Raw genomic sequence first — 24,858 nt, 5'->3', positions numbered from 1 at the left:
GGTTCTGCCGCGAAGAGGCCACCCTGGAATCAGGCGATGTCACGCAGCTCCCGCCGCAGAATCTTACCCACAGGGGTCATCGGTAGTGAATCTCGCAGTACGATGTGCTTGGGCACTTTGTAGCCCGTGAAGTTGGCCTTGCAGTAGGCCTTGAGTTCGTCGACGCTCAACCCCTTTTCCCGAGGGACTACGAACAGTTTCACCGCCTCCCCCGAGCGCTCGTCCGGCACGCCGATAGCGGCACAGTTGGCTACCTGCGGGTGCCCCATGATCACGTCTTCGATCTCGTTGGGGTAAACATTGAAACCCGAGACGATGATCATGTCCTTCTTGCGGTCAACGATGCGGGTGAAGCCATCCGGGTCGATCACCGCAATGTCACCGGTCTTGAACCAGCCCTCCGCATCCAGGGCCTGGGCGGTGGCTTCAGGTTGCTGCCAATAACCCTTCATCACCTGCGGCCCCTTGATGCATAGCTCGCCCCGCTCGCCCAGCGCCAACTCGTTGCCGTCATCGTCGATGACCTTGAATGCCGTGCCGGCCACCGGAATTCCCACGGTGCCAAGGCGCGCCATCTGGCCATAAGGATTGGTACTGGCAACCGGCGAAGTCTCGGTCAGGCCATAGCCCTCGACGATGCGGCAGCCGGTGAGACTCTCCCAGCGCTCGGCGGTGGCCTTGACCAGGGCCGTACCGCCAGAGTTGGTGACCTTCAGTGCGGAGAAGTCGAGGTTCTTGAACCCTGGGTGGTCCATCAATGCCACGAACAGCGTGTTCAGCCCCAGCAGCGCCGAGAAACGCCACTTGCCCAACTCCTTGATGAAGCCAGGGATATCACGCGGATTGGTGATGAGTACATTATGGTTGCCGGTGACCATCATGCACATGCAATTCGCGGTAAAGGCATAGATGTGGTACAGCGGCAGCGGCGCGATCATCACTTCCTGCCCGTCCTTGATCAAGCGCTGGCCATCCGGGCCATGCTGGGAGAAGCAGGCCAGCACCTGAAGCATGTTGGCCACCAGGTTACCGTGGGTCAGCATCGCGCCCTTGGCCAGCCCGGTCGTGCCACCGGTGTACTGCAGCACGGCGATATCGTCCAGCCCCTGCTCCACCGGCTTGTGGGTCAGGTCGCGCCCCTGGCGCAGTACCTGGCGGAACGGCACGGCCTGAGGTAACCGATAGGCCGGCACCATCTTCTTGACCTTGTCGACCACGGTGTTGATCAACCAGCCCTTGGCTGCAGGCAGCAGGTCGCCCATCCTGGCTTCGATCAGGTACTCGATGGCGGTATCGGGCAACACTTCCTGCACACGCTTGCCGAACATGTTCAGGTACACCAGCGCACGGGCGCCGGAGTCCTTGAACTGATGGCGCATCTCGCGTTCGGTGTAGAGCGGGTTGGTGTTCACCACGATCAGGCCGGCCCGCAGCGCGCCGAACACGGCGATGGGGTACTGCAAGACGTTGGGCATCTGCACGGCGATGCGATCGCCCGGCTTCAGGTCGGTGTGGTGCTCGAGCCAGGCGGCGAAGGCTGCCGAGTGCCGCTCCAGCTCTGCGTAAGTCAGGGTCACTCCCAGGTTGCTGAACGCCGGACGGTCGGCAAAGCGCTTGCATGAGCGCTCGAAGACTTCGACGACAGACTTGTAAGCATTGAGGTCGATGGTGGATGGCACGCCCGCCGGGCGTTTGTCATTCCAGAATTCGGCTTGCATTTATTATTGTTCCTCTGCCTTGACCCGCGATGTGGCGCGTTGTCCTTTAGTCCCTTGCCCCTTCCGCCCGGAGGCGAAACGGCATTGATCTGACGTTAACAGGTAAGTTCAAGGTGGCATACACGCCAAGTGTCGCCATTAACATTGTGAATCTTATTTGTGCCCTTCCTGCAATCTGGCCGGTTGTGCATAAACTGTGCTCTGACCCCCGCGCAAAGGACCCGCCATGCCTTACGACGCCTTCTGGCTCCCCGCCAGCGAGCATTGCAGCCTGTATGTGCACCAATGGTTGCCGGCCACGCCGGTCAAGGCCGCCGTGCTGCTGGTGCATGGCATGGCCGAGCACGCCGGCCGCTACCAGCGCCTGGGCCAAGCGCTGTGCAACGCAGGTTTTGCCTTGTTCGCACCGGATTTGCGGGGCCACGGCCGTACTGCCGAAGGGGGTAACTTTGGCCTGTTCGCCAAGCAACATGGCTGGAATGCCGTACTCAACGACCTGGGCGTGCTTACCCAGCACATCGGCCAGCAATACCCCGGTACCCCCCTGTTCATGCTGGGACACAGCATGGGCAGCTACATCGCCCAGGCTTACCTGTTGCACCACAGCGCCAGCCTTCAGGGGGCGATCCTGAGCGGCTCCAATTTCCAGCCAGCGGCGCTGTATCGCGCGGCGCGCCTGATCGCCCGCCTGGAAGCCTGGCGCCAAGGCCCATTGGGCAAGAGCGCGCTGATCGACTGGCTGTCGTTCGGCTCGTTCAACAAAGCGTTCAAGCCCAATCGCACCGCCTTCGACTGGCTCAGCCGCGACCCTTCGGAAGTCGACCTGTATGTGAATGACCCGCTGTGCGGCTTCCGTTGCACCAACCAATTGTGGCTCGATCTGCTGCAGGGACTGGCACAGATCAGCCAGGCCAAGCACCTGGCGCAGATCGACCCGAACCTGCCGATACTGGTCATGGGCGGCGAATGTGATCCGGTGAGTGCTGGCAAGCGTCTCACCCATCTGGCTGACGCGCTGCGCGCGACCGGCAATCGACATGTGCAACTGCGCGTGTATGCTCAGGCGCGGCACGAAGTACTCAATGAAACCAATCGTGACGAGGTTACCGCCGATCTGCTCGGCTGGCTGGAACAAGCGCTGGTCCTGGACCGCCCTGCCCGCAGTGAATGAAAGCCGCCTCGTCCGTCCATTAAGGAAGCCCCGATGACCCAGGTCACCAACACGCCTTACGAAGCCCTTGAAGTCGGCCAGAAGGCCAGCTACGAAAAGTCCGTGGAAGAACGCGACATCCAGCTGTTCGCCGCGATGTCAGGTGACCACAACCCGGTCCACCTGGATGCCGAGTTCGCCGCCAAGAGCATGTTCCGCGAGCGCATTGCCCACGGCATGTTCAGCGGCGCCCTGATCAGCGCCGCGGTGGCCTGCACCCTGCCTGGCCCTGGCACCATTTACCTGGGCCAGAAAATGAGCTTCCAGAAGCCGGTGAAAATTGGCGATACCCTGACCGTGCGCCTGGAAATCCTCGAAAAGCTGCCTAAGTTCAAGGTGCGCATCGCCACCAACGTGTACAACCAGAACGATGAACTGGTGGTCGAGGGTGAGGCCGAGATCCTGGCGCCGCGCAAGCAGCAGACCGTCGATCTGGTGTCGCCGCCGAACTTCGTGGCCTGCTGATCGGGTAAGTCTGCGATAGCCTCATCGCCGTTAAGCCCGCGCCTACACCCTCATCGTTTCGACCTGTAGGCGCCGGCTTGCCGGCGATAAGTCCAGCAACGCCATCACCCAAGCGAGCGCAGGCGACTTTCTATATGCCGCCGCTCTGGCTCCTGCCGCGTTAGCGACAGTGCTTGCTTCCAGGCCGCGCGAGCCTGCTCCACGTGCCCCAACTGCTGATGCAGTTCAGCCCGCGCCGCATGCGCCAGGTGATAGTCCTGCAACGCCCCGTCGGCCAGCACCGATTCAAGCGCCCGCAGTCCGGCCTGCGGCCCATCGCGCTTGGCCAGCGCCACCGCGCGATTGAGCCCAACCACAGCCGACGGCCATCGCCGCAGCAGTTCATCGTAAAGCCCGACAATCTCGGCCCAGTCGGTCTGCTCTGCCGAGGTAGCTTCGGCATGCACCGCGGCAATCGCAGCCTGCAAGGTATAAGCGCCAAAAGCCCGGCTGCGCAGCGCTTGACGCACCAGGGCACAGCCTTCGGCGATCTGCTGGTGGTTCCACAAGCGGCGGTCCTGTTGTTCCAGCAACACCAGGTTGCCTTGGGCATCGCTGCGCGCCTGCTGCCTTGATGCCTGCAACAGCATCAAGGCCAACAGGCCGATCACCTCAGGGTCGGGTAACAGATCGACCAGCAGCCGCCCCAAGCGGATCGCCTCATCGGTCAGTTCCTGTTGCAGCAGCCATGCACCGGATGACGCCGAATAGCCTTCGTTGAACACCAGGTAGATCACTCGCAGCACGCTTTCCAGACGCTCGGGCAGTTCGTTCAACGCCGGGACCTGGTAAGGGATGCCAGCATCGCGGATCTTCGCCTTGGCGCGCACGATGCGCTGGGCAATCGTCGCTGGGCTTAGCAGAAAGGCCCGGGCAATCTGCTCGGTGGTCAGGTCGCAGACTTCACGTAGGGTCAAGGGTACCTGAGCGTCGGCAGCCAACGCCGGGTGGCAACAGGTGAAGATCAGCCGCAAGCGGTCGTCGGCGAGCAACGCGTCCTCACTGGGGTCCTGAACCTGGCCTTCGATGAGCATGATGAGGTCTGCCTGGGAGCGGTCGAAACGGGCACGCCGGCGCAGGGCATCGATGGCCTTGAAACGACCGGTCGACACCAGCCATGCCCGCGGGTTGTCGGGAATGCCCGCCTGCCGCCAACGGTCGACGGCGATGAAGAAGGCCTCGTGCATGGCCTCCTCGGCCAAGTCGAAGTCACCGAGCAAGCGGATCAGGGTGGCCAGGATGCGCCGTGAATCGCGCCGGTACACCGCTTCGACTTCGGCACGGACCTGCGCAAGCTCGACCATCAGTCCGGCATCCGCTGAGTCACAACCTCCACCAGCCGGTCCAGGCTTTCTCCCCAGCCCTGATGAAAGCCCATCTCTTCATGGGCCAGGCTATCGGCTGCACTCCAGTGCCAGGCGCGTGCGGTGTAGCGGGTCTTGCCCTGTTCCTCGTCGAAGGTCACCACCGCTGTCATGAATGCCTTGTCCGACGGTACCCAACCCGGTCCGAAGGCATCGGTGAACACCAGGCGTCGGGGTGCTGCGATTTCGAGGAACACCCCCTGGGTCGGGAACTCGCTGCCATCGGGTGCGCGCATCAGGGTCCGGAACAAGCCGCCCACCCATAGCTGCATCTCGCACTGCGGGGTGGTCATGCCGTGCGGCCCCCACCACTGCATCAACCATTGAGGTTCGGTCCAGGCACGAAACACTTTGGCCGGCGGGGCATCGATCAGGCGGCTGATGGAAAGTTCGTGTTTCGCTTCTGCAAGGGGTGCCAGCGTCATTATTGTTGTACTCCGCTCAGGTCAGGGTTGCAGATCACGCACCGGTCGCACTTCCACGCTGCCGACCCGCGCCGCCGGGATACCCTTGGCGATATTCAAGGCTTCGTTCAAGTCCCGGGCATCCACCAGGTAAAAACCCGCCAGTTGCTCCTTGGTTTCGGCGAACGGCCCATCGGTCAGGCTCATGCGGCCGCCTCGCATGCGTACCGTGGTGGCGGTCTGCACAGGCTTGAGTGCCTCGGCCGCCAGCATGCGCCCGGAGTGCTGCAATGACTGTGCGTAAGCCATGCATTCGGCGTCTTCGGGGCTGTCGGGCAGGCTGTGCAACAGCCCTTCGTCACAATAGACCAGGCACAGGTATTTCATGGTCGCCTCCAGGGGATGGGCGCAGTGCGTTTGGCGATATCGACTCAGGGCTTGAGATCGAACAGTGCTTTTTGCGTTTCCATGTCGAACGGCGCCGACCAGTGCTCGTGAATAACCTGCCATTGCCCGGCGCGCCGACGATAGGCGACCGTGGCACGCATGAAGCCACATTGGTTTTCATCGTCCGATGGCCCGCAACGGTTGAGCCAGTGGGCCACGCCCAGGTCACCGTCTGCGTGTACGGTGAGTTCGGCACACTCGAAGATCATCGGCCCGGTGCAAAAGCCCATGCACATTTCCCAGTGCGCCCGGTAGGCAGCCTTGCCCTTGAACTGCAGTTCCTTGATGGCATCGAAGGCGACGATATCCTCGGCATAGGGCGCGGCAATGCCATCCAGGTCGCGGTCGCGAACGGCCTGCATCCAGGTGTCGATGAGTTGACGGATTTCGGTTTCAGCTGCGCTGTTCATCGGCGAACTCCTGCGCTCGGTCATGAGCATTTTGGCGCAGGTATCTCCTGCGCCTTCACCTCTTGGTCGAACGGTAGCGGGGGAAATCGACAGGGCGATGAATTTATTTGCGTTGCAACGGCACCCAGATTTCCATCGCAGCGTTTGGGTCCGTCGGGTCGAAACCTGCCGGGTAGCGCTCGAACAGCGCCGCATCGGCCTGCTGCAGGCCGGACTGGGCCAACCAGGCAAACAGGCCCTGGAAGGTCCCCTTCAGCGCTTGCAGGCTGCCATGATGTTCGAACACAGCGTAATGCTGCGGTGCCAGTGCCAGCGTCGTGAATCCTGGCGCAAGGGTCCTGTCGGTACTCAGTTCGACCGCCGCCAGGTAGTCGAAACCGCCACGTTCGTCGGGGTGATAGCACACGCCGTAACTGTCTTTGCCGAGCAGCCACGGCGTATCGCCACCGTGTTCGACGAAACGCTGCCACAGCAAGGGCAGCCCAGCAAGATTGCTCAGGTTGAAACGCTCGCACAAACCCACAAGCGTCAGCGCCCGGCCATCCTCGTAGCGTACGGGGGGAATCGGTAGTGTGCTCATGTCCATCACCTCATTGATCGAGCCCAGGCAAGCATGCCTGGCCCGTGCTGGTTCGATAGCGTAGCGCAGATCCGTCACCTGGCACTTGACCCATGCCCCTGCCCTGCCACCGGCTGTCCGTTCGCACCCAGGCTCGACGGTTTACAAGGGGGGGCTTGCCAGGATGAATTCGCGGTAGCCGGAAACGACCACATACACCGCGAAATAACAAAAGATCGCCGCTGACAGCAGGTAGGACCAGGTCAACAAGCGGTCGCCCAGCAGGCGTCCGCCATGACTGGCGATACCACAGAGGGTCAGGCACCAGACCAGGCCTGCAGCGAGGAAGCCACCAAGGAACAACCCCGCCTCCAGCGCAGTACCGCCCCCGGAACGGGAAATCAGCACCCCGCCCACTGCCGCGAACCACAGGATGGCGCTGGGCGACGACATGGCCAGGAAGATCCCCCGCAGGAACTCCCGCCAGCCCGATTCCACCACCACTTGCCCTCGCGCCTCCATGTGCCCGCCACGCCAGGCTGCCAGCAACATCTTCAGCGCGAACCACACCAGCAAGGCCGAGCCCCCTAGCCACAAGGCCCAGCGCACGGCTTCGAACTGCAACAGAACGGTCATCCCGGCCAACGCCGCCACGGCATAGATCAAGTCGCCCACGCAAGTGCCAAGGCCCAGCCAGAAGCCCTGGAGAAAACCACGCTGCATGGCGAGTGTGATCATGGCGATGTTGGCCACCCCGATATCCAGGCACAGGGACAGGCTCAGAAGAAAACCGTTGGAGAAAGGCATCGGAAACTCGACTACAGGTTGAAGACAGGCGCGTTCACGGCGCGCACACTGGCGCACTGTATGGGAAGCCATGGCGCTTGCTCAAGCCAGATTGGCTTGCCCTTGAATACCCTGGACCTGCCATGGGCTCAGAGTTGCTCGATGCCAGCCAGAGCCCGCGCATACAGATCGCGGTCCACATTCGCCCCACTGAGCACTACCGCCACACGCTTGCCAGCCTGCCTGCCCCGCTCCTGCATCAACGCTGCCAGCGGCGCGGCTCCAGCACCTTCGGAGGTATTGTGGGTCGCTTCGTGGTACAGGCGCATCGCCTGGGCGATTTCACTGTCGTCCACGCGCACGATACGTGCCGCATGCTCGCGCACCAGGGCGAGGGCATCGGCATTGGGAACCCGGCAGGCCATGCCATCGGCGAAAGTATTGGCAGTGGCGGTGGTAACGATGCGTCCTTGCTCGAAGCTTTGTGCATAGGCATCGGCCGCACTGGAAACCACACCTACGATCTCGGTCTTCAAGCCAAGCAGGTTGCGCGCCTGGATCAGCCCGCAAATGCCCGAGCCCATGCCGATCGGCACATACACGCAGTCCAGCTCAGCCACCGCTTCGAACAGCTCCAGGGCGTAGGTCGCCACCCCGCGCACCAGCTCCGGGTGGAACGCGGGCACCATGGTATAGCCACGCGCCGCGGCTATTCGGCTGGCCTCTTCGCGGGCCACGTCGAAGTCCGCGCCGTGCTCGACCAGCTCGGCGCCAAGTGCTCGCATGGCAGCGTTCTTCTCCCTGGAATTCCCCTCCGGTACCACGATCACCAACGGCAAGCCTGCCCGTCGCGCCGCCATCGCCATGCTCTGGCCATGGTTGCCACGGGTCGCAGTGACCAGGCCTTGGGGTGGGTTGCCGCAGGCCAGCAACGAGCGCACGTACACCAGCCCGCCGCGCACCTTGAATGCCCCGGTAGGCGCATGGTTCTCATGCTTGACCCATACCTCGCACCCCAGCCGGGCAGCCAGCAAAGGCCAGGCATGCTGCGCGGTGGCGGGGATATGCTGGTGGACGAATTCAGCGGCTTCACGCAGGGCGGCTAGGTCGAACATGACGGTCATCCTTTAGGGTCAAGAGGTTGATCCGATCCTATGCGCCGGGCATTGTATGGGTAAATCCTTATATTGCATGGGCAGCAATTTCATGTGGGTTCCTGAACTCGTCGAGGATGGCCGCCCCCGTTACCTGGCGCTGGTCGACGCCATCGCCAGCGCCATCGAATGTGGAACGCTCAAGGTCGGCGATCGCCTGCCTCCCCAGCGTCGTCTGGCCTGGAAACTGGGCTTGAATCCCAGCACCACGCAGCAGGCCTACCGTGAAGCCGCCGCTCGCCACCTGGTGGCGGGCGAGGTCGGCCGTGGCACTTACGTGCTGGCCGGTAGCCAGGAAGCGACGTTGTTTCGCCTCAAGCAGCATGACCCGCACGGCACGCTGATCGACCTGTCGACCAATGTGCCGGTGGCCGACCCGACCAACCAGGACCTGCACCTCAGCCTGCAAGCCTTGCTGGCACAGCGCCAGAGCCAATTGCTCGACCATTACCTCGGGCCGCAGCAGTTGCTGCTGGGCAGGCTCCAAGGCGCCCGCTGGCTGGCCAATCGCGGCCTGACACTGGCGGCTGACGAGTTGCTCCTGTGCGCAGGCGCCCAGCACGGGCTCACCTTGCTGCTGCAGTCGCTCTGCCAGGCCGGCGAGCCGGTCATGCTCGAGGCTTTGACCGCGCCGGGCATCAAGGCGGCGTGCCGCCAGTTGCGCTTGCCGGTGCACGGTGTGGCGCTGGACACGCAGGGCCTACGGCCAGATGAACTGGACCGGGTTGCCCGTGCCAGCGGCGCACGGGTACTGGTGACCACACCGACCCTGCACAACCCCACCGGCGCCTGCATGGACGACGCGCGCCGCCAGGCAATTGCCGAGGTGGTCAAACGCCTGGGACTGCTGGTGATCGAGGATGATGTCTATGGCGCCCTCAGCGACCGCCCACCGCTCTACCCGCTGTTGGGCGAGCACGGCGTCCTGATCAGCAGCCTGTCCAAGACGGTGGCCGCGGGACTGAGGCTGGGCTGGATCGTAGCCGACCCTCGCCTGCTGGAGCAGGTCGACCCCCACGCCAAGGCCAGTCACTGGTCGATTTCGCCCCTGAACCTGCAGGTTGCCTGCCAGTGGATCGAAGACGGTACGGCAGCCCGACGCCTGGCCTGGCAGCGCACGGAAGTCTGCGAGCGCTGGCGCCTGGCGCGCAAGGTGCTGGGCAGTGCCTTGTGCAACGCCAGCGAACCTGCCCCCCATGCCTGGGTGGCCGCTTCACGAGGGGCTGACAGGGTGGTAGCGCAGTGTCGCGCACAGCACGTGGAGATCGTGCCGGCGAGCGTATTCGCCGTGGGCGCGGGCCAGGAGCAGGCGGTGCGTATCAGCCTGTCGGCGGCGGGTAGCCGTGCTGAACTGAAGGAGGGGTTGGAACGGGTGTGTCGCGTGTTGGCAGGCTGAGGGCTTGCGCTCCCGCAGACCCAGTTCGGTCCGCGGGAGCAGGCTTGGCCGCGAAGGGTCGGGGCAATCAGCCTTGCTGGCAGCCCTCGCCCATGGCGCGGTACTGAATGGTATGCACCTGGCCCTGATGGTCTTCATAGGTCATGGTCGCCGGCACCACTTCGCAGACATTCGGAAGGGTCGACAGACTGATCACCCGTTTGATGTCCAGGTTCATGGAATAGTCGTACTGCTGGGCGACAGGCTCGGTGGAGACAGGTTTGGCCTCATCGGCAAGGGCGAACGAGGACATACCGACCAATGCAAGAATCAGTAATGGTTTCATGTGAGTTGGCCTTTAAAGCAATCAAGCTGATCGATTGACTTCAATATGCCGTCAATGGCGCGGAGAAGTTGTCATCTCCAACGAAGATGACACGAAGTACCGATCCCGCTTCGTCATACTGCTGGGGGATGTCTGAAAGTCTACTCCCGCCTTTGAATAGTTGAACCCCGAAGTCAGACATTCACCCTTGCAGGATTTGCAACAATCTGCGACAAAATCGCCTCAAGAGGCTGGCGTAGAGCCATCCCGGCCGTTTTTCGACTCGACTTTGGAATGCGCATGCCCCTGCTGCACTGCACCCAACTGACCGCCCTCGAGCGCCGCCTGCTCGACCACTTCTACCGCCAGCACGGCTCACGCATGCGGGCTGCCAGCGATGGGGAACTGTGGGTAGCCCGGCGTACCGAAATCATCGCAGGGCTGAGCTTGGCGCCCGTCGAGAATGGCCATTGGCTCACAGGGCTTTTCGTCGCCCCGCAGCAGCGCAAACAGGGCGTGGCGGGGCAATTGATCGATGCCGCACTGGCAGGCGGACGCGGCCCGATCTGGCTATTCTGCCACCCCGACCTGGCGCCCTTCTATCAACACCTGGCCTTCGAAACCGCCGCCCAGTTGCCAGAAGCCCTCGCCGCTCGGCTGGCGCGCTACCAACGCAGTAAACGCCTGGTGGCCATGGTGCGCGGTCAGTCGTCGCTGGCATCCAGCCCAGGGAACAGCACCTCGGTGAACCCGAACTTGGCAAAGTCCTGAATGCGCGAGGGGTACAACCGCCCGATCAGGTGATCGCACTCATGCTGCACCACGCGGGCATGAAAACCGTCCGCAAAGCGGTTGATCGGATTGCCCTGAGGGTCGATGCCTTCGTAACGAATATGCTTGTAGCGCGGCACCACCCCGCGCAGGCCGGGCACCGACAGACAGCCTTCCCAGCCGTCCTCGATCTCGGTCGACATGGGCGTGATCACCGGGTTGAGCAGGATGGTCTGCGGAACTGGCTCGGCATCCGGATAACGCTCGCTGCGCTCGAATCCGAAGATGACCAGTTGCAGGTCGATGCCTATCTGTGGCGCGGCCAGACCCACGCCGCCTACATGGGCCATGGTCTCGAACATGTCGTCGATCAGTTGCTGCAGTTCGGCACTGCCGATCAGTTCGTCAGGCACCGGTGGGGCGATGCGTAGCAGGCGCTCATCGCCCATCTTGAGAATGTCGCGGATCATCGGGGTGTCGGCTCGGAAGGTCGAGGCTCGCTCGATATCGGGTGTTCATGGCCCAGCACTGTCAGGGTCTCCCTGGACTTGTCACCGCCGAAATCCTTTTCGCCAGGGTTCTTGCCCTCTGTCGACATGTGCTCGATCACGGCGTTCATTTCCGCCCCCAGCAACAGCACGGCTGCGGAGATATAGAAATACAGCAACAGCACGATGATTGCACCGATACTGCCGTACATCGCGTTGTAGTCGGCGAAGGTCTTTACGTAGTAACCAAAGCCCAGGGAAGCGATGATCCACACCACCACCGCCAGCACCGAACCTGGCGTGATGAAGCGAAACTTCTGCTTCACGTCCGGCATCACGTAATAGATCAGCGCCACCGCCACCATCATCAGGATGATGATCGCCGGCCAGCGCAGGATGGTCCACACCGTGACGATCACCTCTTGCATGCCGATCTGGGCGGCAATCCACTCCATGACCTGCGGCCCCAATACCATCAACGCCGCCGCTGCCAGCAGCATCCCAGCGATGCCCACCGTGTAGATGATCGACAGCGGAATGCGCTTCCAGACCGGGCGTCCCTCGGGCACGTCGTAGGCGGCGTTCATTGCACTCATCATCAGGCGCACGCCAGCCGAGGCAGTCCACAGCGCGATCACGATACCCACTGAAAGCAAGCCGCCCTTGGACTGCTGCAGTTGGTCGATCACCGGGTTGACCTGTTCCAGCGCCTGCGGCGGCAACACCAGTTCCGATTGCAGGCGGAGCCAGGAGAAAAAGTCCGGCAGGTGCAGAAAACCGATCAAGGCGATCAAGAACAGCAGGAAAGGGAACAGCGAAAACAGCATCTGGTAGGCCAGCGCCGAGGCATAGGTAGACATCTCGTCATCGAGAAATTCGCTGACGGTACGCACCAGCACGCGGTGCAGGGGCAGGCCGCGCAGGTCGGGGAAAATCATAGCGTCTCCTTTCGCCGCTTGATCAGTACAGGGGAAAGTCTAATAGACCACGCAACTGATGTACCGCTCCCTGCCGACTTTCAGAAATAATCGCCTGCAGGGCCCCATGCAGGGCCCTGCAGGTGCAGCTTGCCGGCGATGAGGCCAGCCAAGGCACGATCATTCAGGGCTCATTCAGGGCTTCTTGATCGCGTCCTTGACGTCCCCCTTCACCTGCTGCGCCTCGCCCTTGAGCTCCTGGGCCTTGCCTTCAGCGCGCAGCTTCTCGTTGTCGGTCGCCTTGCCGACGCCTTGCTTGACGTTGCCCATGGCTTCGTTGGCCATACCTTTGACTTTGTCTTTAGTGCCGCTCATGGCAAATCTCCTGCAAGTGGAGACACGTGAATCGTGTCGACAGTGGGTTGACCGGTCGTCTTCTGCAAGAGTTTCACCGGATTCACACACGGCGTGCCGGGCGGTGATTCGGGGCGAATACCGCACCGAATTGGCCACCAGGCTCTGCGCAGCGCCGCCCCTGCCCCCTTAGAATCACCGGCGAATGGCAACCCCAAGCAGGCTGCCTTCGATAAGAACAATCGTTTTCGGAAGGTCCGCCCCATGCGTTTGATGCCCCTCCTGGCCGCCTTGCTGCCGCTGCTCCCCCTGCCCGCTCTTGCCGCCGCACCGGCCAGCAGCGAAACCCTTCGCGTCGACCGCTACAACGACGATGGCCAGCCCGGCAGCCTGCGCTGGGCGATCGAGACCAGCAACCAGAACCCTGGCCGCTACCGGATCGACATTGCCCCGGTGGGTAAACCACCCTATGTCATCCGTCCGACTCGCCCGCTGCCGGAAATCAAGGGCCCGGTGCGCATCACTGGACTGTCGTGGGCCCAAGACGGCCAATACATCGCCATCGACGGCTCCGGCTATATCAAGGACCAGGGCGTTCACACCTGCCCCGGCGCCCTGCCCGGCCAATACGGCACCAATGTGCGTACCACCACCCACCCCGGCCTGGTGCTGCGAGACACCCAAGGCGTGCACCTGAGCGGTCTTGAAGTGCGTAACTTCTGCATCGGCATCCTGGTCAATCGCGCCAGTGGCAACGTCATCGAAGACAACCGCATCGTGGCCAACAAAGGCGGGGCCGGGATCATGCTCACCGGCGACGACGGTGCCGGCAATCCGACAGCGACCACTACGGTCAACAACAAGGTGCTGCGCAACCAGTTGGTCGACAACGGCGACGGTCTGGAGCTCACCCGGGGCGCGGCCTTCAACCTGGTGGCCGACAACCTGTTCCGCTCCACACCCGCCAACCCGGAGCCGTCCCAGGGCATCGAGATTCTGCTGGGCAACGACAACAGCGTGGTACGCAACCGCTTCGAGAACTACTCCGACGGGCTGCAGATCAACTGGGGCAACCGCAACTACCTCGGTGCCAACACCTTCACAGGCAACTCCAACGGTGTCAGCGTCACGGGCGACGGCAACATCCTCGATGGCAACCTGATTCACGGCAACCGCATTGGTGTGGCGCTGCGTCCGGAGCCGAACGTCACCGCCACCCGCCTGACCGCCAATCGGATCTGGGGCAACAGCCAGGACATTCGCCGCTGCGAGGCCGGCGGCTCGTGCGTGCCTGACCAGCGCACCGGTGCAATCGTCTTTGGCGTACCGGCCCAGGCCCATGCGCTGTACGTAGGTTCACGAGGGATAGGTGCAGACCTGGCGAAGAAAGACCAGGCCATCATTTGCGATGGCAATGGCCAACCCAAGCCATGCCAGCCGTTGCCCAACCACAACCAGCCAGCCCCCCGCCTGACTGCCCTGCAAGGCGAACAGTTGCAAGGCGAAGTTAGCGGGCCGGCATCCAGCCTGTTGCGGGTCGAGGTGTTCGGGAATGCCGAGGCCAACGGAACCGAGGCGCAGCAGTATCTTGGCCAGGTACTGGTGAGCAGTGACAAGGACGGCAAGGCGACATTTGCCCAGACGCTGGAGAACGCCGCGGAGCTCCTCAGCTTCACCGCGACGGTAACCACCGCCGAGGGTGCGACGTCGGAGTTGAGCCGGCCACTGAGTCGCTGAACCCATTGGCCCTGTCGCCAGCAGGCCGACTGCTGAAAGCGATAGGGCCATCAAACCTTGCCCCGCTACCGGCCACCCCTCACAATGCAGGCCTTATCACGCGTCAACCCGCAGGAACCTGCATGAAACTCGACAAACCCGCCGCCATCGCCCGACGTAACCAGGCGCTGGACAAGCCGGTGCTCAACAGCACCAATACCCTGTTCGCCATCCTCGATCGCAAACGTAACCTGTGGTGGTTCGAAGTACCGGTAGCCTTGCTGCGCAAGGGCCAGCCCGACTGGGTCAACCTGCTGCTGCACACCCCGGAAAACGACGACTTGCAGCACCTGAAGGTGCCGACCAACTTCCTGCGTGCCCATCAGGAGCAGATGGAAGTGCGCAACCCCGGTAAGCGCCGCTCGACCATCAGCCTGGCCCTGAGCGCCGACCGCGACTCGCTACTGCGCGACACCCGCCCGGGCGGCGAGCAGCTGGATTTCAAGGCATTCGTCCAGGCCTGATCAGGCCCGTTCGATGCGATCGTCATGGATGACGATCCGGCCTTGCTTGAACAACGCGCCGATGGCCTTTTTGAAGTTGCCCTTGCTGACGTTGAACAGCTGGCTGATCACCTCCGGTGCGCTCTTGTCGCACACGGCCAGTACCCCGCCCTCTGCCTCCAGACGCGCCATGATCTGCTCTTGCAAGTCATCGCCCAGCGCCTTGCCGACCGGTTGCAGGCTCAAGGCGATCTTGCCGTCGTGGCGCACCTCCTTGATGAAGCCTTCCACATGCATGCCCGAACGCAGGAACTTGAATACCTCGTTCTTGTGAATCAGGCCCCAGTGGCGGTTATTGATGATGGCCTTGTAGCCCATGGGCGTCTGCCCGGCCACCAGCAGCTCGACCGGCTGACCGACCGAATAGTCCGCCGGAGTGCGGTCCAGGTAGCGATCCAGCCGGGCGGTAGCGGTGATACGGCGGGTGCGTTTGTCCAGGTAAGCATGCACCACGCAGTAGTCGCCTATTTTCAATGGCCGCGACTCTTCCGAATAAGGCATGAGCAGGTCCTTGGACAGGCCCCAGTCGAAGAAGATGCCAGCATTGTTGATGTCCTTGACCTTGAGGCTGGCGAAGCCACCCACCTGAACCTTGGGCTGCTCGGTGGTGGCGATCAGCTGGTCTTCACTGTCCAGGTAGATGAACACATTGAGCCAGTCATCGACCTCGGTCGGCGTGTCCTTGGGAATGTAACGCCTGGGCAGCAGGATTTCGCCGTCGGCACCGCCGTCCAGGTACAGGCCGAAGTCCACGTGTTTCACGATTTGCAAACTGTTGTAACGCCCAAGCAGAGCCATTTCCGATGTTCCTCAAGACAAGGCGGCTATTCTACACCTGAAGCCACCGCGCTGCCCGACCGCTGATTCATTCGTCGCAGTCGCCGTGGCCTGTTCATATCCATCGACTGGCCAACCCCTGCAAGGACTCGCCCATGCACGTTCGCCTGCTCAAAGTCTTGCTCATTGCCATCGGCTCGCTCCTGGCGCTGGTGGCGTGCAACCGTATCGACCTGGCCTACCGCAACCTGGACCGACTGGTACCCTGGTCACTGGCCGACTACCTGGACATGAACAGCGACCAGAAGGCCTTGCTCGATGAGCGCCTCAAGCAGCACCTGGCCTGGCACTGCAAGACCCAGCTGCCCGGCTACCTTGACTGGCTCGACCGGGTGCGCACGATGGTCGCCGAAGACCAGGTGACCGACCAAGCGCTGCAGCAACGCACCCAGGAAGCCCGCCAGGCCATCGGCCGCGTCACCGAGGCCATTACCCCTTCGGCGGCCGAACTGTTGCGGGGGATGAGCGATGCCCAGGTGGAAGAGATGCGCGAGGCGTTGCGCGAGGACATCAGCGAACGCCAGAAAAAGTACGTGGATACGCCGCTGGAGCAACAGATCACGCGGCGCACCGAACGCATGGAAAAGCGTCTGAGGCCCTGGTTCGGCGACCTCAACACCGCGCAACGCCAGCGTATCCAGGCCTGGTCCCAGTCGTTGGGCGACCAGAACCGCGAATGGATCACCAACCGCGCCCACTGGCAGCAGCAACTGATGCTGGCGATGAACCAGCGCAACGACGCCAGCTTCGAACCCCGCCTGGCGCAGTTGCTGCAACGCAAGGAGAGCCTGTGGACGGAAAATTACCGCATCGCCTATCAGAACACCGAACGGCAGGCGCGCAGCCTGCTGGTCGACCTGATGCACCTGAGCACGCCTGCCCAGCGCACGTTCCTGCAGCAACGCCTGGCTGAAGTGCGGACCGACTTCAGCGAGCTCAAGTGCCTGCGCAGCCCCTGACAGCGCACATCATTCACCGTACCTTGCGCCGATACGGAAACACATCGATCACCTTCCCATCGCGGATCTTCGCCTGCAATCCCTTCCAGTAATCGGCGTCGTACAATTCCCCATGCAAGCGGCTGAACAGCCGTCGCTGACCGATATCGGCAAACAGGAACGGCGGAAACTCCTCGGGAAACACATCGTGCGGCCCGATCGAGTACCACGGCTCGCCCGACATCTCGTCTTCCGGGTAACGCGGCGGCGGAATGTGGCGGAAGTTCACCTCGGTGAGAAAGCTGATTTCGTCATAGTCATAGAACACCACGCGGCCATGGCGAGTTACCCCGAAGTTCTTCAGCAGCATGTCGCCGGGGAAAATGTTCGCCGCCGCCAGCTGCTTGATGGCCAGGCCGTAGTCCTCCAGCGCCTCGAGCACCTGGGCGTCGCTGGCATGCTCCAGGTACAGGTTGAGCGGCGTCATGCGGCGTTCGGTCCAGCAGTGACGAATCAGCACGGTGTCGCCCTCCAGGGCGACCGTGGACGGAGCCACCTCCAGCAGCTCCGCCAGGCAATCGGGTTCGAACTTGGCCTTGGGAAAGCGAAAATCGGCGAACTCCTGGGTGTCGGCCATGCGCCCCACGCGGTCGACACTCTTCACCAGACGGTACTTGTCGATGACCGTGGCGCGGTCGACGGTCTTGGACGGCGAGAAGCGGTCCTTGATGATCTTGAACACCGTATTGAACCCCGGCAGGGTGAACACGCTCATGACCATGCCGCGAACGCCCGGGGCCATGATGAAGCGGTCTTCGCTGCCGGCCAGGTGGTTGATCAGCGCCCGGTAGAACTCCGACTTGCCGTGCTTGTAGAACCCAATGGAGGTGTACAGCTCGGCGATGTGCTTGCCGGGAAGAATGCGCTTGAGAAAGTTGACGAACTCCGCTGGCACCGGCACATCGACCATAAAGTACGAACGGGTGAAGGAAAAGATGATCGACACCTCGGCCTCGTCGGTGATCACGGCATCCGCTTCGATGCCGTGGCCTTCGCGGTGCAGCAAGGGAATCACCAGCGGCCATTGTTCGTCCAGTGTATGCAGGCGGCCCACCAGGTAGGCGCCTTTATTGCGGTACAACACCGGCCAGAACAGCTCCACCGCCAGGGCCGGGTCCTTGCATACCCAGTCCGGCAGGCTTTCGCGCAGCTGCTCCTCCAGTCGTGCCAGGTCACCCTCCAGGTCTGCGTAGGGCACATCGAACGGGTAATCGGCCAGGATCGAACGCAGCAGGCCCTTGAGGCCGCCGTGCGCCGTGTAGGTGTGGGTTTGTGCCGCGCGCTCGCGGTTGCGCAACGAGGGCCGGGTGGTGTGGATGAACATGCAGCCATCACTGATCTGGTCATGACTGAACAGGCTGCAGAACAGCGAGTTGTACCAGGTTTCCGACAGCTCATCGTCAAGGCGCGGGTCGATCAGGCTGATGTAGGCGCTCTTGACCAAGGGCCACTGGCCTACCTCCAGCAGCACCTCTTCATCGAAACCGTCGCGCAGCCAACCGTTGACCTCGCCGACTTTCTGCTCGTACAGGTTGATCCGCGCGGCCGCGGCCAGTTGGATATCCTGCCAGCGGGCCTGCTCGAAACGTTCGCGGGCCCCGAGGGTGATGCGGCGAAAATGCTCGCGGTAGTCGTCGAAGCCATCGAGGATCATGCGGGCGATCTCGTGGGCCGGCCAGTGCTGGGTCATGCGCGGACACCTAGGTGCGGGGTGAGATAGACAGCTTAGTCGCCCCTTGCAATTTGCGATGCCCGCCTTGGCGCATGGCCGGCGAGTCGGCGGTCCCTGAATCGCGCCGATCCACTGCGGCCCCTGCGATAGCGGATTTACACCGCAAGAAAGCACAAGAAACGCCCCGCCCCGTGACGTACACTCGCGCCCTGCCTTGTATCCGGAGATCGTTGTGAGCCCCATCGCCCTAGCCCGCCTGCTGACCCTTGCCGCCGTCTGGGGGGCGAGCTTTCTGTTCATGCGCATCATCGCGCCGGAGTTGGGGACCGTGCCCACCGCGTTCTTCCGGGTTTCGATCGCCTGCCTGGGGTTGATCGCCATCCTCGCCGTGGCCCGAGTACGCTGGAACTTCCAGGGCAAACTGGGGGCCTGCCTCGTGCTGGGGATGATCAATTCAGGGATCCCGGCCACCTTCTATTCGGTCGCTGCCCAGGTGCTGCCCGCCGGCTATTCGGCCATTTTCAACGCCACCACGCCGCTGATGGGCGTGCTGATCGGCGCGCTGTGCTTCCGTGAGCCGATGACCTTGCCCAAGCTGTGCGGCATTTTCCTCGGTCTGCTCGGCGTAGGCATTCTCAGCGGCGCCGGCCCCGTTGCCTTGGATCTGGCCTTGCTGCAGGGCGCCCTGGCGTGTCTCGCCGCCACCACCTGCTATGGCTTTGCCGGCTTTCTCGCTCGGCGCTGGATCAGTGGGTTGGACAGCCGCCTCTCGGCCTTGGGCAGCATGCTCGGCGCCACCCTGATGATGACGCCGCTGTTCGCCTGGAGCGCACTGACTCAGCCGCCAGCCAGTTGGGGCGGCTGGCAGGTCTGGTGGTCGCTGTTGGGGTTGGGGCTGGTGTGCACGGCATTCGCCTACATTCTTTACTTCCGCCTGCTGGCCGAAATCGGACCGGTCAAGGCCAGTACCGTGACCTTCCTGATTCCAGTGTTCGGTGTACTGTGGGGCGCCTGGCTGCTGGACGAGTCGTTGTCCATGGGGCACCTGTACGGCGGGCTGCTGATCGGTGTGGCTTTGTGGCTGGTGCTCAGGCCTGCGCGGCGATCCTGAGCGCTGCGGCGCGGCCCAATCGCCGGCAAGCGGGCGCTCACCTGCGACAAAGGGGCTGTTTCACCCGCGAAACCTCGCACACGCCCGTTACCCAAAATGCCCAACTCCCTCGCATTCGACACCTTTCGTGCGCGGTTGCTGGGCATTTTCGTGCCATATAGAAAACTCTGTTTCATATATAAAACATGCTGGAAAACACTGCATATCTGTAACTTAATAATAAATAAGGGATTTCTTATTATTTAAGAGAAATGACACACCTGGCATTGTTCATGCACTAAACGGCGTATCACCTATAAAACAGACCAGAGACTAATCCCATGGCTGTGAAAGAGATGTACGCAATCGCCTCGCAGTGGAATGCACCACGCCCCGACCCGGCACCGACTGAAATCGAATTTCGCAATGTCGGCAAGGCGTTTCCCACCAAAGGCCAGACCGAAGCGCCGTTCGCCATTCGCGGCGTGAACTTCCAGATTCGCCGCGGTGAAGTGGTTTCGATCATCGGCCCTTCCGGCTGCGGCAAGAGCACCATCCTCAACATGGGTTCGGGCCTGTACAGACCAACCGAAGGTGAAGTGCTGGTCAGCGGCGAACGGGTCGACGGGCCGGTGAGCAAGGTCGCCTTCATGTTGCAGAAGGACCTGCTGATGCCTTGGCGCAGTATTCGCCGCAACGTCGAATTGGGTCTGGAAATCCAGGGCATGGCGGCTTCACAGCGCAAGGTGATCGCCGAGAACCTGCTCAAACGCTGCCACCTGCAAGGCTTCGCCGATCACTACCCGTTCCAGCTCTCGGGGGGCATGCGCCAGCGTGCCGCGCTGGCCCGCACGCTGGCCATCGACCCGCAGGTGCTGTTCCTGGACGAGCCGTTTTCGGCCCTCGACGCCCAGACCAAGATGATTCTCCAGCAGGACCTGGCGCGAATGCTGTTCGAAGAGAAGAAGACCGCGCTGTTCATCACCCATGATCTGGTCGAGGCCATCGCCCTGTCCGATCGCCTGCTGGTGATGAGCGCCCGCCCCGGCACCATCATCGAAGAAATCGAGATCGACCTGCCGCACCGCGACAACCCGCTGGAGCGGCGCAAGCTTCCGGAGATCGGCCCTCTGGCAGGCCGCCTGATGGAACTGCTGAAGGTCGGCGAAGACCACGACCTGCACTGACCGACGCCTCACTCACCTCTTGGGAGTTAGCATGTTCACCACTACCTTCAAGCGCGTGGCGCACGCAGCTTTGGCCGCGCTCGCCCTGAACCTGGCCGCACAGGCCCAGGCCGAACCGACCAAGGTCACCTACCTGCTGCCGGCGCCGCCCAGCCTGCCTGCGTTCGCGCCATGGATCATCGCCAAGGAAAAAGGCTACTACCAGGCCCAGGACCTGGACCTGACCTTCATCGCCGCCAAGGGCGGGGTCGACGTCGCCAAGCAGATTGGTGCCGGCAATGCACTGGTCGGTGGAGCCATCGGCGATACCCCGATCATCGTGCGCCCCAACGGCATTCCGGTGCGCGCGGTGGCGGTGCTCGGTGGCGGCGGCGTGACCATGATCGCCACCAATGCGGGTGAGAACATCCGCTCGGTCAGCCAGCTCAAGGGCAAGACCCTGACCGTGATGTCCTACTCCGACACCACCTATTACGCCCTGCTCGCGTCGCTGCGCAAGGCTGGGCTGAGCAAGGACGATGTCGACATCCAGGCCGCCGGCCCTTCGGGCGTGTGGCAACTGTTCTCGGCCAACAAGGCCCAGGCCATGGCCGGCGTGCCGGACTGGGTGGTCAACGCCGAGGACGCGGGCCTGAAATATGCGCTGATCCCTCGCGAACAAGTATTCGAGAGCATGGCCCAGGCGATTCTCGCCTCCGACGACGCCATCGCGCATCACCCGCAGATCGTCCGTGGCGTGGTCCAGGCCACCCTGCGTGGCCTCAAGGACATCATCGACGACCCCAAGGCCGCCGCCGCCAGCTTCGCCCGTGCGGTACCGGCCTACGCCGGCAAGGAAGCCTCGCTGGAGAAGACCCTGCGTCTGTACGTGGAGTACGTCTATGCCGGCCAGCCGGTGCCCGGACGCGTGGACCCGGCGCGCCTGGAGGCAGTGCGCAAGTTCTATGTCAGCGAAGGCATCGTCCCCCGCGAACCCAAGCTCGACGACCTGTACAGCAACCAGTTCATCGAAACCACGACCGCGGCCCAGTGACGGCCCAGCAATCACAAGGTAACGCCCGATGAGAAACCTCAATCCATCCGTAGCCGGCAGCGTTGGCCTGCTGGTCCTGTTCCTGGTGCTGTGGCAATGGGGCCCTGGGTTGGTCGGCATGCCCGAATTCGTCATGCCGCAACTGAGCCGCGTGGCCCAGGAGAGCCTGCTGATGTGGCAGTCCGGCAACCTGTTCGAGCACACCCTGATCACCGCCTTCGAGATCATCGTCGGCTTCGCCCTCGGCGCCCTGCTTGGCGTGGCGATCGGTGTATCCCTAGGCCTGTCGCCATCGGCCGAGGCCATGCTGTCGCCCTACATCCTGGCCCTGCAGATCGCGCCGAAGGTGGCTTTCGCGCCGCTGTTCGTGATGTGGCTGGGCTACACCATCTACCCGAAGATCCTGATCGCCATCCTGATCGTGTTCTTCCCGGTGATGATCAACGTGCTCTCGGCCATTCGTACCGTCGACCCGGACATGATCAACCTGGTGCGCACCATGAATGCCAGCCGCTGGCAGATCTTCCGCCTGGTGGAGTTCCCCTCGGCCATGGCCGCGCTGTTCTCGGGCCTGCGCATCGCCTCGACCCTGGCGGTGATCGGCGTGACCGTCGGTGAACTGGTCGGCGGCAACCAGGGCCTGGGCTTCCTGTTGGTGGACGCTGAAGGCCAGGGCAATACCGCTGGGGTGTTCGTGGCCATCGTCATGCTCACGCTGATCGGCGTACTCGCCTACGGCGCTGTGGTCTGGGCCGAGAAGCGCGTTCTTCACTACCTCCCCAAAGCCATGCTGAGCAGCCAATGATGAGCACCTTCCCCAACCTTCTCCAAGGCCGTCGTGTGCTGGTCACCGGTGGCGCCCGTGGACTGGGCTATGCCTTCGCCCAAGCCATCGCCCAGGCCGGTGCCCGCGTGGTGATCGCCGATGTGCTGGCCGGCCGCGTGCAACAGGCCGCCTGCGAACTGAGCGGCATGGGCCTGGACGTCAGCGGCGTGAGCCTGGACCTGGCCAGCCCCGAGTCGATCGACGCCTGCATCGAACGCACGGTCAAGCGCCTGGGTGGCCTCGACGGCCTGGTCAACAACGCCTCGATCACCAACTCCGGCGGCAAGTGCTGCGAGGAGCTGGACATCGAGACCTGGGACCAAGTCATGCAGGTCAACGTGCGCGGCACCTGGCTGATGACCCGTGCCGCCCTGCCCGCCCTGCGCGAGAGCGGCCGAGGCGCGATCATCAACCTTGCCTCCGACACACCGCTGTGGGGCGCGCCCAACCTGCTGGCGTATGTCGCCAGCAAGGGCGCGGTGATCGCCATGACCCGCAGCCTGGCCCGCGAACTGGGTAACGCCAACATCACCGTCAATGCCATCGCCCCAGGCTTGGTGCTGGTCGAGGCCACTGCCTACGTGCCCGAGGCCCGCCACCGCCTGTACACCGAACAACGGGCCATCCAGCGCCCGCAACTGCCCGACGACGTCAGTGGCGCGGTGCTGTTCGCCCTGTCCGACCTGTCGCGCTTCATCACTGGACAAACCCTGCCGGTCAACGGCGGGTTCGTCATGCCCTGAGCAAGGAGACCTCCATGACCGACCTTTCCATGCAGAACGACGCCCCGAAATCCTGGGACCGTCCCGCCGGCGCCGACCTCGCCAGCTGGATGCAGACCCGCATCGCCCGCTACGAGACCCGTCGCTACGACTGGGACGCGCTGAAGTTCCAGGCCGACTACGACCCCAAGTTCCGCCGCGCGCAGATGCGCTACGTGGGCACCGGCGGCACCGGCGTGGGCAGTGACATGAACACCATCGCGTCCGAGCACTTCACCTTCTCGACCATGGTCATCCCGGCCGGCCACGAAGGCCCACCCCACTTGCACACCGACGTCGAAGAAGTGTTCTTCGTGCTGCGCGGCAAGCTCAAGGTGGTCATCGAGAAAGACGGCGAGCGCTTCGAAACCGTGCTGACCGACCGTGACCTGATTTCGGTACCGCCTGGGGTGTACCGCGAAGAGATCAACATCGGCGACGAAGATGCGTTGATGTGCGTGATGCTCGGTGCCAAGAAGCCGGTGACCCCGACCTACCCGCCAGCGCACCCGCTGGCCTCGATCAAGCGCGGGTAAGCCGATGATACCGCTCATGCCCACCCCCTCCCTGCTCGATCAGCGCTTCGCCGAACGTCTGCTGCGCCTGGATGGCGGCCAGTTGGCCGTGCGCCAAGTCGGCGACGGTGACGCCGTGGTGCTGCTGCACGGAATCGGCTCGGGCGCGGCCAGCTGGCTGCACGTGGCCATGGGTTTGAGCGAGCGGGCTCGGGTACTGGCCTGGGACGCACCGGGCTATGGCCAGTCCTCGCCTTTGCCGATGGCTGCGCCCAGCGCACGGGACTATGCCGGACGCCTGCTGCAGGCACTGGATACCTTGGGTATCGAGCGTTGCGTGCTGGTCGGCCACTCCCTCGGGGCACTGACCGCCAGCGCCTTCGCCCAGGCCTGCCCTGAGCGCGTCAACCGCCTGGTACTGATCAGCCCGGCGCGCGGATACGGCGCTGTGCCGGATCAAGGCCGGGCGGTGCGCGCCGAGCGCCTGCACAACCTTGGGCAACTGGGCATCGAACGCATGGCCCGCGAGCGCAGCGCACGGTTGCTGTCGGCAAACGCCAGCGCCGAGGCGCAGGCCTGGGTGCACTGGAACATGGCGCGGCTCAAGCCCCATGGCTACCGCCAAGCCATCGAATTGCTGTGCGGCGACGACCTGCTGCGCTACGCGCCCCTGGCGGTTGCGTGCCAGGTGCACTGCGGCAGCGCAGACGGCATCACCCTGCCCGAGGACTGCGCGGCACTCGCCGCTGCACTGGCCGCGCCCTTCGACCTGATTGCGGGCGCCGGCCATGCCTGCGCCATCGAACAACCTGACACGGTGACGGGCCTGCTGGCCCGCGCCCTCGACGCCTCTCTGACAGGTAGCGTGCTATGA

Annotated in this window: 28 protein-coding genes; 14 read left to right on the top strand and 14 right to left on the bottom strand. The window is 63.2% G+C overall.

Annotation, left to right across the window (positions count from 1 at the left end; all coding sequences use genetic code 11):
• Positions 1 to 29 precede the first annotated feature (29 nt).
• Complete coding sequence (fadD2, locus tag H620_RS0112350; RefSeq protein ID WP_023381706.1) at positions 30 to 1,718, bottom strand: long-chain-fatty-acid--CoA ligase FadD2; 1,689 nt, start codon at positions 1,716 to 1,718, stop codon at positions 30 to 32.
• 226 nt (positions 1,719 to 1,944) lie between these two features.
• Between fadD2 and H620_RS0112345 the strand changes: the two genes are divergently transcribed.
• Together H620_RS0112345 and H620_RS0112340 are read left to right on the top strand one after the other, a co-directional pair.
• Complete coding sequence (locus H620_RS0112345) at positions 1,945 to 2,889, top strand: alpha/beta hydrolase (RefSeq protein WP_027907440.1); 945 nt, start codon at positions 1,945 to 1,947, stop codon at positions 2,887 to 2,889.
• A 33-nt stretch (positions 2,890 to 2,922) separates the two neighbouring features.
• A complete protein-coding gene (locus H620_RS0112340) occupies positions 2,923 to 3,393 on the top strand; it encodes a MaoC family dehydratase (protein WP_023381708.1) in 471 nt (156 codons plus the stop codon).
• 104 nt (positions 3,394 to 3,497) lie between these two features.
• Here H620_RS0112340 and H620_RS0112335 read toward each other — a convergent pair whose 3' ends face one another.
• The 7 genes from H620_RS0112335 to H620_RS0112305 form a co-directional block, all read right to left on the bottom strand.
• On the bottom strand, positions 3,498 to 4,736 hold the full coding sequence (locus H620_RS0112335) for an RNA polymerase sigma factor (protein ID WP_023381709.1): 1,239 nt from the start codon (positions 4,734 to 4,736) through the stop codon (positions 3,498 to 3,500).
• Positions 4,736 to 5,221 (bottom strand): SRPBCC family protein, encoded by a 486-nt coding sequence (locus tag H620_RS0112330; protein WP_023381710.1) that lies wholly within the window; start codon positions 5,219 to 5,221, stop codon positions 4,736 to 4,738. Before H620_RS0112330 ends, H620_RS0112335 begins: the two co-directional genes overlap by 1 nt.
• Positions 5,222 to 5,242: 21 nt before the next feature.
• Complete coding sequence (locus H620_RS0112325; protein WP_023381711.1) at positions 5,243 to 5,587, bottom strand: YciI family protein; 345 nt, start codon at positions 5,585 to 5,587, stop codon at positions 5,243 to 5,245.
• 44 nt (positions 5,588 to 5,631) lie between these two features.
• Positions 5,632 to 6,057, bottom strand: coding sequence for a YybH family protein (locus H620_RS0112320; protein ID WP_023381712.1), 426 nt, complete (start codon positions 6,055 to 6,057; stop codon positions 5,632 to 5,634).
• 103 nt (positions 6,058 to 6,160) lie between these two features.
• Positions 6,161 to 6,637, bottom strand: a complete 477-nt coding sequence (locus H620_RS0112315; RefSeq protein WP_049818779.1) for a GyrI-like domain-containing protein — start codon at positions 6,635 to 6,637, stop codon at positions 6,161 to 6,163.
• A 141-nt stretch (positions 6,638 to 6,778) separates the two neighbouring features.
• Entirely contained in the window at positions 6,779 to 7,423 is a 645-nt protein-coding gene (locus tag H620_RS0112310) for a LysE family translocator (protein ID WP_027907438.1), read from the bottom strand.
• A gap of 128 nt (positions 7,424 to 7,551) precedes the next feature.
• Positions 7,552 to 8,517 (bottom strand): threonine dehydratase, encoded by a 966-nt coding sequence (locus H620_RS0112305; protein ID WP_023381715.1) that lies wholly within the window; start codon positions 8,515 to 8,517, stop codon positions 7,552 to 7,554.
• Between the two features lie 91 nt (positions 8,518 to 8,608).
• On the opposite strand from H620_RS0112305, the gene H620_RS0112300 reads away from it, so the two are divergent.
• Positions 8,609 to 9,952 carry an aminotransferase-like domain-containing protein gene (locus tag H620_RS0112300; protein ID WP_027907437.1) on the top strand — a complete coding sequence of 448 codons (1,344 nt, stop codon included), beginning with the start codon at positions 8,609 to 8,611 and terminating at the stop codon, positions 9,950 to 9,952.
• Between the two features lie 67 nt (positions 9,953 to 10,019).
• On the opposite strand, the gene H620_RS0112295 is transcribed toward H620_RS0112300, so the two are convergent.
• Positions 10,020 to 10,277 (bottom strand): DUF2790 domain-containing protein, encoded by a 258-nt coding sequence (locus tag H620_RS0112295; protein WP_023381717.1) that lies wholly within the window; start codon positions 10,275 to 10,277, stop codon positions 10,020 to 10,022.
• A gap of 360 nt (positions 10,278 to 10,637) precedes the next feature.
• On the opposite strand from H620_RS0112295, the gene H620_RS0112290 reads away from it, so the two are divergent.
• Positions 10,638 to 11,027 (top strand): GNAT family N-acetyltransferase, encoded by a 390-nt coding sequence (locus H620_RS0112290; RefSeq protein WP_049818782.1) that lies wholly within the window; start codon positions 10,638 to 10,640, stop codon positions 11,025 to 11,027.
• On the opposite strand, the gene def is transcribed toward H620_RS0112290, so the two are convergent.
• The 3 genes from def to H620_RS0112275 form a co-directional block, all read right to left on the bottom strand.
• Positions 10,961 to 11,497, bottom strand: a complete 537-nt coding sequence (gene def, locus H620_RS0112285) for a peptide deformylase (RefSeq protein WP_023381719.1) — start codon at positions 11,495 to 11,497, stop codon at positions 10,961 to 10,963. The genes H620_RS0112290 and def overlap by 67 nt on opposite strands.
• Positions 11,494 to 12,453 (bottom strand): YihY/virulence factor BrkB family protein, encoded by a 960-nt coding sequence (locus H620_RS0112280; protein WP_023381720.1) that lies wholly within the window; start codon positions 12,451 to 12,453, stop codon positions 11,494 to 11,496. The genes def and H620_RS0112280 overlap by 4 nt, the downstream gene beginning before the upstream one ends.
• A 174-nt stretch (positions 12,454 to 12,627) precedes the next feature.
• Positions 12,628 to 12,807: a CsbD family protein gene (locus tag H620_RS0112275; RefSeq protein ID WP_023381721.1), complete on the bottom strand. Its 180-nt coding sequence runs from the start codon at positions 12,805 to 12,807 to the stop codon at positions 12,628 to 12,630.
• 243 nt (positions 12,808 to 13,050) lie between these two features.
• On the opposite strand from H620_RS0112275, the gene H620_RS0112270 reads away from it, so the two are divergent.
• Both H620_RS0112270 and H620_RS0112265 read left to right on the top strand, forming a co-directional pair.
• Positions 13,051 to 14,523: a right-handed parallel beta-helix repeat-containing protein gene (locus H620_RS0112270; RefSeq protein WP_027907435.1), complete on the top strand. Its 1,473-nt coding sequence runs from the start codon at positions 13,051 to 13,053 to the stop codon at positions 14,521 to 14,523.
• Positions 14,524 to 14,645: 122 nt separating this feature from the next.
• Positions 14,646 to 15,026, top strand: coding sequence for a hypothetical protein (locus tag H620_RS0112265; RefSeq protein ID WP_023381723.1), 381 nt, complete (start codon positions 14,646 to 14,648; stop codon positions 15,024 to 15,026).
• Here the strand turns inward: H620_RS0112265 and H620_RS0112260 are convergent, their stop codons facing one another.
• Positions 15,027 to 15,863, bottom strand: a complete 837-nt coding sequence (locus H620_RS0112260; RefSeq protein WP_023381724.1) for a CvfB family protein — start codon at positions 15,861 to 15,863, stop codon at positions 15,027 to 15,029.
• 134 nt (positions 15,864 to 15,997) lie between these two features.
• Between H620_RS0112260 and H620_RS0112255 the strand changes: the two genes are divergently transcribed.
• The gene (locus H620_RS0112255) at positions 15,998 to 16,861 is read left to right on the top strand and encodes a DUF6279 family lipoprotein (RefSeq protein ID WP_027907434.1); all 864 of its coding nucleotides are present in this window, start codon (positions 15,998 to 16,000) and stop codon (positions 16,859 to 16,861) included.
• A gap of 13 nt (positions 16,862 to 16,874) precedes the next feature.
• Here H620_RS0112255 and aceK read toward each other — a convergent pair whose 3' ends face one another.
• A complete protein-coding gene (aceK, locus tag H620_RS0112250; protein ID WP_023381726.1) occupies positions 16,875 to 18,590 on the bottom strand; it encodes a bifunctional isocitrate dehydrogenase kinase/phosphatase in 1,716 nt (571 codons plus the stop codon).
• 214 nt (positions 18,591 to 18,804) lie between these two features.
• Between aceK and H620_RS0112245 the strand changes: the two genes are divergently transcribed.
• The 7 genes from H620_RS0112245 to H620_RS0112215 all read left to right on the top strand — a co-directional run bounded on the left by H620_RS0112245 (position 18,805) and on the right by H620_RS0112215 (position 24,858).
• Positions 18,805 to 19,683 carry a DMT family transporter gene (locus H620_RS0112245; RefSeq protein WP_023381727.1) on the top strand — a complete coding sequence of 293 codons (879 nt, stop codon included), beginning with the start codon at positions 18,805 to 18,807 and terminating at the stop codon, positions 19,681 to 19,683.
• Positions 19,684 to 20,018: 335 nt separating this feature from the next.
• Positions 20,019 to 20,849, top strand: coding sequence for an ABC transporter ATP-binding protein (locus H620_RS0112240; RefSeq protein ID WP_049818781.1), 831 nt, complete (start codon positions 20,019 to 20,021; stop codon positions 20,847 to 20,849).
• 31 nt (positions 20,850 to 20,880) lie between these two features.
• Positions 20,881 to 21,882, top strand: coding sequence for an ABC transporter substrate-binding protein (locus tag H620_RS0112235; protein ID WP_023381729.1), 1,002 nt, complete (start codon positions 20,881 to 20,883; stop codon positions 21,880 to 21,882).
• Positions 21,883 to 21,910: 28 nt separating this feature from the next.
• Positions 21,911 to 22,687, top strand: a complete 777-nt coding sequence (locus H620_RS0112230; RefSeq protein WP_023381730.1) for an ABC transporter permease — start codon at positions 21,911 to 21,913, stop codon at positions 22,685 to 22,687.
• Entirely contained in the window at positions 22,687 to 23,451 is a 765-nt protein-coding gene (locus H620_RS0112225; RefSeq protein ID WP_155950782.1) for an SDR family oxidoreductase, read from the top strand. Before H620_RS0112230 ends, H620_RS0112225 begins: the two co-directional genes overlap by 1 nt.
• Before the next feature lie 14 nt (positions 23,452 to 23,465).
• Positions 23,466 to 24,005 (top strand): cupin domain-containing protein, encoded by a 540-nt coding sequence (locus tag H620_RS0112220; RefSeq protein ID WP_023381732.1) that lies wholly within the window; start codon positions 23,466 to 23,468, stop codon positions 24,003 to 24,005.
• 16 nt (positions 24,006 to 24,021) lie between these two features.
• On the top strand, positions 24,022 to 24,858 hold the full coding sequence (locus H620_RS0112215; RefSeq protein WP_244880958.1) for an alpha/beta fold hydrolase: 837 nt from the start codon (positions 24,022 to 24,024) through the stop codon (positions 24,856 to 24,858).

The organism is Pseudomonas taiwanensis DSM 21245, from assembly GCF_000425785.1.
GTDB lineage: Bacteria > Pseudomonadota > Gammaproteobacteria > Pseudomonadales > Pseudomonadaceae > Aquipseudomonas > Aquipseudomonas taiwanensis.
Note: the sequence above shows the minus strand (reverse complement) of the source record. Positions and strands in the feature narration are given on the sequence as shown.